Source organism: Faecalicatena orotica (assembly GCF_905197545.1).
GTDB lineage: Bacteria > Bacillota > Clostridia > Lachnospirales > Lachnospiraceae > Faecalicatena_A > Faecalicatena_A orotica.
Map to the genome: position 1 here is coordinate 491,543 of NZ_CAJJZH010000002.1, position 11,945 is coordinate 503,487.

11 protein-coding genes and 1 riboswitch are annotated in these 11,945 nt (G+C 46.3%); of the genes, 9 read left to right on the forward strand and 2 right to left on the reverse strand.

Going from position 1 to position 11,945, the window contains the following annotated elements:
• The first annotated feature begins 77 nt into the window (after positions 1–77).
• The 3 genes from asnB (at position 78) to ABIN22_RS05805 (ending at position 4,144) form a co-directional block, all read left to right on the forward strand.
• Positions 78–1,616, forward strand: coding sequence for an asparagine synthase (glutamine-hydrolyzing) (gene asnB, locus ABIN22_RS05795; RefSeq protein ID WP_346907271.1), 1,539 nt, complete (start codon positions 78–80; stop codon positions 1,614–1,616).
• A 16-nt stretch (positions 1,617–1,632) separates the two neighbouring features.
• Positions 1,633–2,508, forward strand: coding sequence for an AraC family transcriptional regulator (locus tag ABIN22_RS05800; protein ID WP_346907273.1), 876 nt, complete (start codon positions 1,633–1,635; stop codon positions 2,506–2,508).
• Between the two features lie 262 nt (positions 2,509–2,770).
• Positions 2,771–4,144, forward strand: a complete 1,374-nt coding sequence (locus ABIN22_RS05805) for a dicarboxylate/amino acid:cation symporter (RefSeq protein ID WP_346907275.1) — start codon at positions 2,771–2,773, stop codon at positions 4,142–4,144.
• Between the two features lie 6 nt (positions 4,145–4,150).
• On the opposite strand, the gene ABIN22_RS05810 is transcribed toward ABIN22_RS05805, so the two are convergent.
• A complete protein-coding gene (locus ABIN22_RS05810; RefSeq protein ID WP_109730144.1) occupies positions 4,151–5,020 on the reverse strand; it encodes a DNA methylase in 870 nt (289 codons plus the stop codon).
• Positions 5,021–5,022: 2 nt separating this feature from the next.
• A complete protein-coding gene (locus ABIN22_RS05815) occupies positions 5,023–6,294 on the reverse strand; it encodes a DNA methyltransferase (RefSeq protein WP_346907277.1) in 1,272 nt (423 codons plus the stop codon).
• 217 nt (positions 6,295–6,511) lie between these two features.
• Positions 6,512–6,618: riboswitch (TPP riboswitch) on the forward strand.
• A gap of 175 nt (positions 6,619–6,793) precedes the next feature.
• On the opposite strand from ABIN22_RS05815, the gene thiS reads away from it, so the two are divergent.
• The 6 genes from thiS to ABIN22_RS05845 all read left to right on the forward strand — a co-directional run bounded on the left by thiS (position 6,794) and on the right by ABIN22_RS05845 (position 11,841).
• A complete protein-coding gene (gene thiS / locus ABIN22_RS05820) occupies positions 6,794–6,991 on the forward strand; it encodes a sulfur carrier protein ThiS (protein ID WP_346907279.1) in 198 nt (65 codons plus the stop codon).
• 4 nt (positions 6,992–6,995) lie between these two features.
• Complete coding sequence (thiF, locus tag ABIN22_RS05825) at positions 6,996–7,625, forward strand: thiamine biosynthesis protein ThiF (protein WP_346907281.1); 630 nt, start codon at positions 6,996–6,998, stop codon at positions 7,623–7,625.
• Entirely contained in the window at positions 7,625–8,398 is a 774-nt protein-coding gene (locus tag ABIN22_RS05830; protein WP_346907283.1) for a thiazole synthase, read from the forward strand. The genes thiF and ABIN22_RS05830 overlap by 1 nt, the downstream gene beginning before the upstream one ends.
• A gap of 8 nt (positions 8,399–8,406) precedes the next feature.
• Positions 8,407–9,624: a 2-iminoacetate synthase ThiH gene (thiH, locus tag ABIN22_RS05835; RefSeq protein ID WP_346907285.1), complete on the forward strand. Its 1,218-nt coding sequence runs from the start codon at positions 8,407–8,409 to the stop codon at positions 9,622–9,624.
• Positions 9,617–10,216: a thiamine phosphate synthase gene (locus ABIN22_RS05840; protein WP_346907287.1), complete on the forward strand. Its 600-nt coding sequence runs from the start codon at positions 9,617–9,619 to the stop codon at positions 10,214–10,216. Before thiH ends, ABIN22_RS05840 begins: the two co-directional genes overlap by 8 nt.
• A 242-nt stretch (positions 10,217–10,458) precedes the next feature.
• The gene (locus ABIN22_RS05845) at positions 10,459–11,841 is read left to right on the forward strand and encodes an alanine/glycine:cation symporter family protein (RefSeq protein ID WP_118621401.1); all 1,383 of its coding nucleotides are present in this window, start codon (positions 10,459–10,461) and stop codon (positions 11,839–11,841) included.
• Positions 11,842–11,945 lie beyond the last annotated feature (104 nt).

Below are 11,945 nucleotides of genomic sequence, written 5' to 3' on the forward strand. Positions count from 1 at the left end.
CTAAAATGGACAAGTAAATCAACTGAAGAAGTCAAACTATTTATAAGAAAATTTATTTATACGAAAGGGACACACACATGATAAAAATTCAGGAATACAGTGGACATATTCGAAACTGGGAAGCGCTTTGCAGGGAGCTTAAGATTGACTCTTCTTTACCGAGGGAAGAGCGTGAGCAGGCAATTTTAGTGAAGGCATATGAAGCATGGGGAGCTGACATGGCCAATCACATGCATGGGATGTTTGCATTTGCCCTTTGGGATGACGAGGAGAAGAAACTTTTCTGTCTGAGGGATCAGTTTGGCACGAAGCCGTTCTATTATTATGAGACGGCGGACGGGAAGCTCCTGTATGGCACCTCTGTCCGCAAGATTATGGAGCAGCCGGGATTTGTGAAAGAGCTGAATGAGGAGATGCTGCAGTTATATCTGACGTTTACATACCCGGCGGGGGAGAACACTTTCTTCCGCGGCATGAAGAAGCTTATGCCGGGGCATTATCTGACATGGCAGAGAAGGGAACTGAGGATTCATCGATACTGGGCGCCGGAATTTCATCCGGACGAAAGTAAGTCTCTTGATGAGTGGGCGGATGAAATCCATACAACGCTTCAGGAGATTATGACGGAGGTGAAGTCTGCTGATGAGACTGCACAGTCATTCCTGTCAGGAGGGGTGGATTCTTCTTATGTACTGGCGATGTCTGATGTAAAGATGGCGGATTCCTGCGGCTACGAGGAAGAACGGTTTGATGAATCGAAATTAGCACAGCAGACGGCAGATATTCTCGGGCGTAAGTTTTTCAGACGTGTCATTACTCCGGAAGAATATTTCGCAACAGTTCCTTATGTGATGTACAATATGGAGCAGCCACTCGGGGATGCTTCGGCCATCGTGTTTGCCATCGGCTGTAAGGTTGCGGCCGACCATACGAAGATCTGCTATTCCGGGGAGGGCGCAGACGAGTTCTTCGGCGGATATAATATGTACCGCAATGCAGAACGCTATGGGGAAAATCTAAAAACGTTTTATGTCGGCAATACAAACATCATGAAGGAAGACGAGAAGAAACGGATTCTGAAAAAATACGATCCGGACGTTCTTCCGATCGAACTGGCAGAACGGATTTATGAGGAAACGGAAGGGCTTGACCCGCTTTCCAAGATGTCAGATGTAGACATCCAGATCTGGCTTGAGGGAGATATTTACCTGAATGTCGATAAGATGAGTACGGCTGCCGGGCTGGAGATCAGGATGCCGCTTACGGACACAAGAATCTTTGATATTGCGTCAAGGATGCCTTCAAAATATAAAGTAAACGAAGAACAGAATAAGGTAGCGTTCCGCACGGCTGCGGCAAAAGTACTGCCGGAAGAGATTGCTTTCCGTAAAAAACTGGGATTCATTGTGCCGATTCGTATATGGATGGCAGACGACAGATACAATCAGGATGTGAGGGAGAAATTCCACAGTGAGATGGCCGAGAAGTTCTTCAATGTAGACGAGATCAATGCGATTTTCGACGACTATATTGGTGGTAATTCCGATAACTGGAGAAAAATATGGACTATCTATACATTCCTTGTCTGGTATGAAGAATACTTTGTAAAACGCTAAACAGGAGGATGCAAAGATGGACTGGATGCAGGGCTTGCAGAATGCGGTCGATTTTATAGAGGACCATATTGGGGAAGAGATAGACTACGCGGAGGTTGCAGCGCAGGCTTATTCATCAAACTTTCATTTCCAGAGGGTCTTCCATATTATCTGTGGATATTCCTTAGGCGAGTATATCCGGAACCGGAGACTGTCACTTGCGGGGACGGAATTATCCGCGGGCGGCAGTAAAGTGATTGATGTTGCACTGAGGTACGGCTATAACAATCCGGAGAGTTTCAGCAGGGCATTCACCAGATTCCACGGGATTACGCCCCAGCAGGCGAAAACCGGGAATGTGAATCTCAAATCCTTTTCCAGAGTTTCCGTAAAACTGATACTAGAAGGTGGAACGGCAATGGATTACAGAATTGAGAAGAGAGAAGCATTCCGGGTGATTGCAAAGAAGGAAAGGTATGGAGGCGGCGAAGAGGAGATCACGCAGAAAACGATACAGGCCACATGGGCGGAGTGTATAGAGAATGGTACGATCGACACTTTATGCAGATATTTACGTCCGGAAAATATATTCGGCGATGCCATCGTGGGAATCAGCATGGGGGAAATGCGAGGCAAAGATTTTGACTATGCGATTGGGGCAGCATATACAGAAGGTGAAGTCGAAGAAGGCCTGACAGTAGAAGAGATACCGGCTGAAACATGGGTGATTTTTCCGTGCACTGGGGCCATGCCGGACGCATTCAGGGAGCTTTGGAAGAAAATATACACGGAATTTTTCCCTGCGAGTAAATACCAGCCGGCCGGGGGCGTGTGCATTGAAGTGTATCCGAGTGCAGAAGTGGATGACCCGGACTATCACTGCGAAATCTGGATTACAGTAGAAGAAAAATAAGGTTTTGACAAGAGAATAAAAGTTTTTTCCGGTGTGATTTGTGCCGGAATCTTAAAACGCACAGCAGGACTGTACTGAACGTCTGCTGTGCGTTTTTTAGAGTTATTGAATAAAAAGTACTGGGAATTACAGCCACTTTATAGAAATCGCCAATAAATACATGATAAATTTCTATTTGATGGATAAGCTACAAGGTAATAAACTATAGAGGTATATCTAAAAAGGCATCATTGTCATAGCGGAAAGAAAAGGAGATTTTTATATGGACCTTTTGTTAAGTATAAACTGGACAGCGCTGCTGGTGCTGGCCATTGCATTGCTTCTGTTTAAAGTATTGAATTATATCGCTTACAAAGTAAACTGGACACTCGTGATACTGAGCAGTCTTGTGATGGGGGCTGTATTGGGTATCTTATTTTCATCAAAGGATAATGCATCGCTCATCTGGCTGGAACTGATCGGTAAGATCTATGTGAATATCATCACGGCTCTGGTTGCCCCGGTCGTCCTCGTTTCTGTGATATCCGGTTTTATTTCACTGAATAATAAAGAAAAGATGAAAAGCATCGGACTAAAATCCGTTTTCTGGCTCCTGCTTTCAGCGGCGGCCGCTATTGCCCTGAGTATGTTCTTTGGAATTGTAACAGGGATCGGTAAAAGCGGGGGCGCCGTGTTTTCCGATATTTCTTCGGTAACAGACAGCACGCTGTCTTCCTATGAGGGGATGAAAACATCGTTTGACCAGGTCCTGCTGTCCCTGTTCCCGGCGAATGTGATCGGGGATATGGCATCAAACAATGTGACCGCCATCATCATAATTGCGATTGCCGTGGCAGTTTCTTATGTCGGTGTGGCATCTGAGGAAGGGGAAGAGAAAGTAAAAGGATTCCGGGATTTAATAGAGGCGGTCAAGAAAATTATATACCGTATTCTGGCATATGTGATCGACCTGACTCCTTACGCGGTACTATGCCTTGTAGCGGGATCGGCGGGGAAATTATTCAGCGACAGGACTGCATTGATCCAGCTGGTTCTGCTCGTTGCGCTGATTTATTTTGTAAGCTTCCTGCATACCTACGGTTTTAATACCATTTTATTGAAGTTTTATGCAAAGGTAAGTCCGGTTAGATTTTTTCAGAAGATTTTTGATGCACAGGCCGTTGCGTTTACGACGCAGAGCAGTGTCGGGTCGCTTCCTGTGACAATCGAGGGGCTGACGAAGAAAGTCGGGGTAGATGAAGAAGTGGCAAACTTTACCGCGCCGTTGGGAACGACAATTGGCATGCCGGGCTGCACCTGCATCTGGCCGGTGCTTCTGGTTCTGTTTTATGTCAATGCGGCGGGACTGGACTGGGGAGTGGGAGAATATGTTATTCTGGCATTCATGACACTGGTGCTGTCTCTCGGCGGGGCCGGAGTGCCGGGCATAGGAGTCGTCTCAGCGGTTGCACTGTTCAGTGCAATGAACCTGCCGGTCGCAGCCGTTGTGCTCCTGATGCCGATCAACAATATTTCAGACATGGCCCGCACACTGGTAAATGTTACGACCGCAAATGTTGCGGCCGCAGTCGTTGCACGGGGCACAGACCTTCTCGATGACGAGATATTTCTTACAGAAAAGCAGGGGAACAAATAAAAATATTTAGAACAACTTATTTAAAGCCCTGACCGCATCTTCCTGAGACTGAAAGGGCAGGGGGATCTTCTCACCATTTGAATATTTAATTACAATCTCATACTGGTAAAAATGTTCTGCGCCGAGTGTCTGTGTGGATATCCCCTTAGAAATATGTGCACATGCATCGGCGGCGTTGGAACACTCATTGGAACTGCCATACAATGTCACGACATCAATCCCGGTGACTTTACTCTGGAGGGCATCTCTTAAACCATCGCAGAACGCAGTCAGCTGGCTCTGGTTATTGTCAAGGAGGGCTTTGGCGATCACGTCAGTCTGCTCCTGAGTCAGCGCTTCGTACTGTTCCACCCGTTTCTGAAGTTCTTCTTCCGGAGTATCTTCCTCCCAGTGGGCATCGATTCCCTGAGTGGCAAATGCCTTTTCGATTTCCGCCATTGAGAAGTATAAGATGCGGAAACCTTCCGATTTCAACTGTCTCAGCGAATTATCCGTAAAATCCCCTGCAAGCACCGCGCCAAAGAACGGTAAATAAATATTGTATCTGCTGATTAACGGTTTGATGGCCCCGGATATTTCCTGGGCCTTGTTTTTAGAGTGTTTTGTATACCGTCTCCATGCCATTTCGATGAAAGCGCGGGGATGGCCCATGACAAACTCGCTGCCTTTCTCCTCTATCACGATGTCCAGTTTGTGCTTATTCTCGTTGACATCGGCCCATATGACCTCTTTTCGCCCGTTTCTGGCGGGTCTTTTATGCTTATAGTCCAGATACATTCCGTATTCTTCTGCAATCGGCCTGCAGTAATTAATGATAGTCAGTTCCAGCAGGTCGCCGATAATCTGCCCGAAACGATGTGCCGGTGATTTTGCCATTTTTACCCCCTCACCCACAGGCGCCCTTCTTTTAAGGGAACGCTGTGCTTTCTGTTTTTCCATTTTACATTTCGATCACGTGTCTTTTCAAACCAGTATTCTTTAAAACCTGCGGAAATAGCCAGTCTGCCCAGCCATTCATCGACCGGAACATAAATCCCGTAAGGTGCGGAATCGCCGATTACAAAGCAGGTCAGGGAACCATCCTTGCAGACGCGGCGGAGGTTCTTCCAGATTTTAGCGAGATCCAGAAAATAAAGCGCGATCATGGTGTGATAGTTCTTTTTGCCGCCGTGGAGCTCCTTCTCGGCGTCCAGCTGCCTGCAGACGTCCAGTATTTCCTCGTAGATCGGTTCGAGCAGCGGTGACTTCAGAAATTCATAAGTATCTTTGCGCTCGCGGGAAACCATCTGTGAACAGGAGCGGACCAGATTTGGCCGTATCTTCTTCTGCAAATCCCCCCAGCCCTTGATTTCCCCGAGTACGGACAGCTCCAGACGGGTCGCGTCGGCATAATCATAATTATTCGCATACGGGGGAGAAGTGATAATCAGATCTACGCTGTCAGCAGGGACGTCAGAATCTTCCCTCGCATCCTGAAATAACAGATTTGCTTTGGACTCATGGGAATGGGCCTGCATATACTGCATGTCCCCGCACATGATGTCCGTCTGTTTCTGAAAGGCTTCGTATGCATCCGCGACCCTTGCCTTTGTCTTATTGGGAAGCACATACTGCCATGTGGCAGTTCCGGCATGCGAAGCGCTGCGCAGGATTGAAATAAAATTCATCCATGCCAGAAGATATTCATCTGTATCATCCTTATTGATTTCCAGTGCTTTTCTCAAATAATTTATTTTTTTCAGATTATCGATATCATAGCTCTTATAAACGATATCAGGATAAGTATACATCTTGGTCTTTAAATGCTTAGCACAGTCCAGTATCTTATCGGCCTCGCGGATGAACAGGTCCGTGTCGGCAGGCCATGATAACTTTGCTTTTGCTACTTTATAAACAAACGGGTGTCCTTCATATCCAATGGAAGAGATCCCCATTTTATCACATACTAATAGTGTTGTTCCGGAACCGGCAAACGGGTCCATAACGGTGACGGCATCTTTCGAAAGCTGGCTGGAGGCCAGATATTCATGAATCATACTTTCAACCCACTCTGCTGAGAAACCGGCTGAATAGCGGTACCACCTGTGGAGTGGAAGGGACATATTATCGATGAAAGTTGAAGTGCTGTCTTTTTGAATGCTGTTAGCCATCGTTGTTTCCTTTCATTTTTGGTCTAAAATTACAGTATAACACAAAATTTAATCCCGAAGGGTTCCTGATAGAATTTCCAGCATTTTTTCAATCTTTTCACGGAGGACGCCTACTTTATGTTATCGACCTATATTGTAACAAATAATCGCAAAAAAGTACAGAATTTGCTTTTTTCAAGCTTGACAAAAAATTTGTGATCATGTATATTTATACACATAAATTGAACAGGGGAGCTTATAGATAGGCTGAGAGGAAGTTGTGAACTTCGACCCATATACCTGATTTGGATAATGCCAACGTAGGAACGGAAGTAAGTAATATTACGGGAAGTGCCTGAGGCATTTCCCGTTTTTGCGTTTTGGCTTTAAATTACATAAGCAGTACCGACGAGAGTGAATGAGAGTTCATGAAGGGGTGCACCACCGCGGGTGTATTTCTTTTGTGAACTCTTTTTCCATAATAAAAGAAACATGAAAATGATCGAGAGGAGGAAATGATATGCTGAAAGTAAACGGAAAGGACAGGATGTTTACAGCCGGGATGACCGTGGCGGACCTGCTTAGGGAAATGAAACACCCGGCGGAGCGTGTAGCTGTTGAAAGAAACGGGGATATCGTGCCGAAGAGATGTTTTTCAGAGGTCTGTCTGGAGGACGGGGATACGATCGAGGTTGTAAGTTTTGTGGGAGGGGGCTGATTATATGCTGACATTCGAAGAAATAGAAGCGGCGCTTATCCAGCGGCATACAGAGGAAATACAGAAAAAACTGAAGACTGCGAGAGTGGCGGTGGCCGGGCTTGGCGGACTTGGCTCCAATGTGGCCTTTGCACTGGCACGGATCGGCGCCGGGCACCTGCACCTGATTGATTTTGACCGGGTGGATATCACCAATCTTAACCGGCAGCAGTATTTTATCCGGCATATCGGCCTGTACAAAACAGAGGCATTAAAACAGGAGCTTGAGGAAATCAATCCGTATCTGGATATTAAGACAGATTGTGTGAAAGTGACGCCGGAGAATCTGAAGCAGTTGTTTCAGGAGGAAGATATTGTCTGTGAGGCGTTCGATGAACCGGAGGCAAAAGCAATGCTGGTCAACGGGATTCTGGAACATTTCCCGGACAAGTTTCTTATAGCGGCATCCGGCATGGCTGGATATGGCGGCAGCAATGCGATCCATACGAGGAAGATTACAGAACATTTTTACCTGTGCGGGGATGAGACCGCAGAATCCGCGCCCGGAAATGGGCTGATGGCGCCCAGAGTGGCACTCTGCGCCGCCCATGAAGCAAATCTGATCACAGAATTAATTATAGGAGGAAAAGAATAATGGAACAAAAAGACACACTGGTCCTCGGGGGACATTGTTTTGAATCACGTTTTATCTTAGGTTCGGGCAAATATTCACTGGAACTGATACGGGCAGCCGTGGAAAAGGCCGGGGCACAGATTATTACACTGGCCCTGCGCCGGGCAAATGAGGGAGGAATGGCAAATATTCTGGATTACATACCGGAAAATGTAACGCTCCTTCCGAATACTTCAGGAGCCCGGAATGCTGAGGAGGCAGTGCGGATAGCCCGTCTGTCCAGAGAAATCGGGTGCGGGGATTTCGTGAAGATAGAAGTTATCCATGACTCCAAGTATCTGCTCCCCGACAATTACGAGACAATCAAGGCGACGGAAATTCTGGCAAAGGAAGGTTTTATCGTAATGCCTTATATGTACCCAGATCTGAATGCGGCGAGGGACCTTGCAAATGCCGGTGCAGCCTGTATCATGCCTCTGGGTTCACCGATCGGTTCTAACAAGGGGATCTGTACAAAAGAGTTTATCCAGATTCTGATCAATGAAATTGACCTTCCGGTCATCGTGGATGCCGGCATAGGAAAACCTTCACAGGCCTGTGAAGCAATGGAAATGGGCGCGGCAGCGGTCATGGCGAATACGGCGATCGCGACTGCCGGAGATATCCCTGCAATGGCCGAAGCCTTTAAAAAGGCAGTGGAAGCCGGGCGCAGTGCATATCTTTCAGGGCTGGGCCGTGTACTGGACCAGGGGGCAAGCGCCTCATCACCGCTTACCGGGTTTCTGGCAGAATAGGAGGAGAAATGAGCAAAGAGAATCATGTAAATGAAAGTATTTTAAATGCTGAAATCAAGGAGTGGCAGAAGAAAAACCGTATCGACCATATGACCTATCTCCCGGGGATGGAAGTAATCGAATCGGAAATTCAGGAACAGGTATTATCTGCCATGAATACATACGATTACAACAAGTATACAGAAGCGGATGTCCGGCGTGCACTGGCACACGACAGCCGCACACCGGAGGATTTTGCGGCGCTTCTATCCCCTGCGGCGCTGTCCCTTTTGGAGGAACTCGCACAGTGTGCAAGAATAGAGACGAGGAAGCATTTCGGAAACGGTGTAAATATGTTTACCCCTGTCTACATAGCCAATTACTGCGAAAATTTCTGCATTTACTGTGGGTTTAACTGTCATAACAAGATTAACCGGGCACAGCTTGGCGAAGAAGAGATCGAGAAGGAGATGAAGGCGGTTGCTGAAAGCGGACTTGAAGAAGTCCTGATCCTGACAGGGGAGAGCAGGGCAAAATCCAGTGTGGAATATATCGGAAAAGCCTGTGAAATTGCACGAAAATATTTTAACGTCATCGGTCTGGAGATATATCCCGTGAATTCGGATGAATACGCTTATCTCCACAAATGCGGTGCTGATTACGTGACAGTATTTCAGGAAACCTACAATGCAGAAAAATATGAGACACTCCACCTGGCCGGGCATAAGAGAATCTTCCCGTACAGGCTGAATGCACAGGAGCGTGCACTCAGAGGCGGGATGCGGGGCGTTGGTTTTGCGGCGCTGCTCGGACTGGACGATTTCCGCAAAGACGCATTTGCGACGGGAATGCATGCCTACCTGCTCCAGAGAAAATATCCGCACGCCGAAATCGCATTTTCCTGCCCGCGGCTGCGCCCGATTATCAATAACGAGAAGATCAATCCGATGGATGTCCATGAACCGCAGCTCCTTCAGGTAGTTACGGCCTACAGACTGTTTATGCCGTATTCGAGTATAACGGTTTCGACAAGGGAATGTGCACGGGTAAGGAACAATCTTGTCAATATTGCGGCCACGAAGATTTCCGCCGGCGTCAGCACGGGAATCGGCGAACATGTGGAAGACATCGAAGAGAAGGGCGACGACCAGTTTGAAATATCGGACGGGCGTTCGGTGGAGGAGGTCTATCAGGATCTGCTTGATCTGGACCTGCAGCCGGTCATGAAGGATTATCTGTATGTGTAGGGGGGAAGATTGTTATAAAAATATCATCGCGGTTACAAACAGAAATTTATGTGACCGCCCTTACATGGAGCAAATCGAAAGAATCTGCTCCAGGCATCCGAAAGCGGTGCTGGTCAGAGAAAAAGATTTGCCTGTGAATGAGTATGCACGGCTTCTGGCACAGGTGCAGGAAATCTGTCTCAGATATGGCGTGCAATGCATTGCACATACTTATACAGATGCGGCTGTACAATGTGGAATTGATGTGGTTCATTATCCTCTGAATCTTCTGCAGGATGAGATGCATCACCCTGTATCTAAGAAAAAAATACTTCATATCAGGAAGAAGGGAGCTTCGGTACATTCCGTTGAAGAGGCACTTCTGGCAGAAGCGCTGGGAGCGGATTACCTCACGGCCGGACATATTTTTGAGACCGGATGCAAACCGGGAGCAGCACCCCGTGGGAAAGATTTTTTACGTTCCGTCTGCACAGCCGTGAAGATTCCGGTCTACGCGATTGGCGGGATGAGCGCGTCGGAAAAATGCGTGGAAAGTATGGTTTTATGCGGCGCAGCAGGCATATGTGTGATGTCAGAATGTATGCAATGGTAAAAGTGCACAAAATTTATTTTTGTAATTATTAGACAAAAAAATGTCAAAAATGTTGGAAACCCCCGTAAAATCAAAGGACTCCGTTAAAAATTTCACTAATAAAATTTCTATTAAATTTTTATAAATTCTGTGCAATTCCACATATTGAATTGTTGGCAAATATACTATATTATTTTAGTGAATAGGTAAAATAAATAGATTTATAGAATCACACTATAATCTAAGAACAGGGGGATCAGCCATTGGAAGCATTGGGAGAAATTGTTGTAAAGGTGAATGATTTTCTGACGAGCTATTTATTGATCGTAGTACTCGTCGGAGCAGGAGTCTGGTTTACAGTCAGACTGGGATTTGTTCAGATCAGAGGGTTCAAAGAGGGCTGGAACCGGACATTTGGGGGCCTGTTCAAAAAGCAGGGAGCAGCCGGGGCAGACGGTATGTCATCTTTCCAGGCACTGGCAACAGCAATTGCTGCACAGGTAGGTACAGGTAACCTGGCAGGAGCGGCAACAGCAATTGCAGTCGGAGGTCCGGGAGCGATCTTCTGGATGTGGGTCAGCGCATTCTTTGGAATGGCAACGATCTATGCAGAGGCCATGATGGCACAGAAGTACAAAGTTGTCGGAAAAGACGGCGTGGTTACCGGCGGTCCGGTATACTACATAAAGGCAGCATTCCACAACAATATGTTTGGTAAGATACTTGCCGGGGTCTTTGCAGTTTTAATCATTCTTGCATTAGGCTTCATGGGAAATGCGGTACAGGCCAACTCCATCGGAGACGCATTCAACGGAGCATTCGGTATCAATCCTGTTATCGTAGGCGTGATTGTTGCCATCCTTGCATTCCTGATCTTTGCAGGAGGTATCAAACGTATCGCTTCTGTAACAGAAAAAGTCGTACCAATTATGGCATTGTTCTATATCATTGGTTCACTTATCGTAATTTTTGCTAACTTCAAGAATATTCCGCTTGCATTTGAAGAAATCTTTGTAGGTGCATTTGCTCCTCAGGCAATCGGCGGCGGTGTGCTTGGAGCTACAATCCAGAAGGCAATGCAGAAAGGTGTTGCACGTGGACTGTTCTCAAATGAAGCAGGTATGGGTTCCACACCTCATGCACATGCAATTGCAAAAGTAGATCATCCGGCAGAGCAGGGCTTTGTAGCAATGATGGGAGTTTTTATTGATACATTCGTTATCCTTACATTAACAGCACTTGTTATCATCACAACACGCTCGGTAACACCAGATGGTTCTTTAACAGGAACAGCACTGACACAGGCAGGATTTACAGCAGTATTCGGCAAATTCGGATCAATCTTTATCGCGATTTGTATGTTCTTCTTTGCATTCTCTACCATTATTGGATGGTATTTCTTCGGAGAAGCAAATATAAAATACTTATTCGGACCGAAAGCCGTAAAGATTTACACAGTTCTGGTATGTGTATGTGTAGTACTTGGTTCTATTGCAAAGGTAAGCCTTGTATGGGATATGGCAGACTGCTTTAACAGTATGATGGTTATTCCGAATATCATCGGCCTTGTATTCTTAAGTAAGGTAGTTAAGAGCGTACATGACGACTACTATAATAACTTCAGAAAGAACAAATTAAAGAAATAACTACCCTGCGTGAGATCGAAAGGTCTCACGCTTTTTCGTTTTTCAACAGAATTGATCTTACAAGAAGAGGAATATTTTTACAAAAAAAGCCCACACTAAAGAAA

What these genes read in the sequence shown, in the direction of transcription:
- thiS (WP_346907279.1), top strand. Translation starts at nt 6,794, where the DNA reads ATGCTGAAAGTAAACGGAAAGGACAGGATGTTTACAGCCGGGATGACC.
- ABIN22_RS05810 (WP_109730144.1), bottom strand. Translation starts at nt 5,020, where the DNA reads ATGGCAAAATCACCGGCACATCGTTTCGGGCAGATTATCGGCGACCTG.
- asnB (WP_346907271.1), top strand. Translation starts at nt 78, where the DNA reads ATGATAAAAATTCAGGAATACAGTGGACATATTCGAAACTGGGAAGCG.
- ABIN22_RS05830 (WP_346907283.1), top strand. Translation starts at nt 7,625, where the DNA reads ATGGAACAAAAAGACACACTGGTCCTCGGGGGACATTGTTTTGAATCA.
- ABIN22_RS05800 (WP_346907273.1), top strand. Translation starts at nt 1,633, where the DNA reads ATGGACTGGATGCAGGGCTTGCAGAATGCGGTCGATTTTATAGAGGAC.
- ABIN22_RS05840 (WP_346907287.1), top strand. Translation starts at nt 9,617, where the DNA reads ATGTGTAGGGGGGAAGATTGTTATAAAAATATCATCGCGGTTACAAAC.
- ABIN22_RS05815 (WP_346907277.1), bottom strand. Translation starts at nt 6,294, where the DNA reads ATGGCTAACAGCATTCAAAAAGACAGCACTTCAACTTTCATCGATAAT.
- ABIN22_RS05805 (WP_346907275.1), top strand. Translation starts at nt 2,771, where the DNA reads ATGGACCTTTTGTTAAGTATAAACTGGACAGCGCTGCTGGTGCTGGCC.
- thiF (WP_346907281.1), top strand. Translation starts at nt 6,996, where the DNA reads ATGCTGACATTCGAAGAAATAGAAGCGGCGCTTATCCAGCGGCATACA.
- thiH (WP_346907285.1), top strand. Translation starts at nt 8,407, where the DNA reads ATGAGCAAAGAGAATCATGTAAATGAAAGTATTTTAAATGCTGAAATC.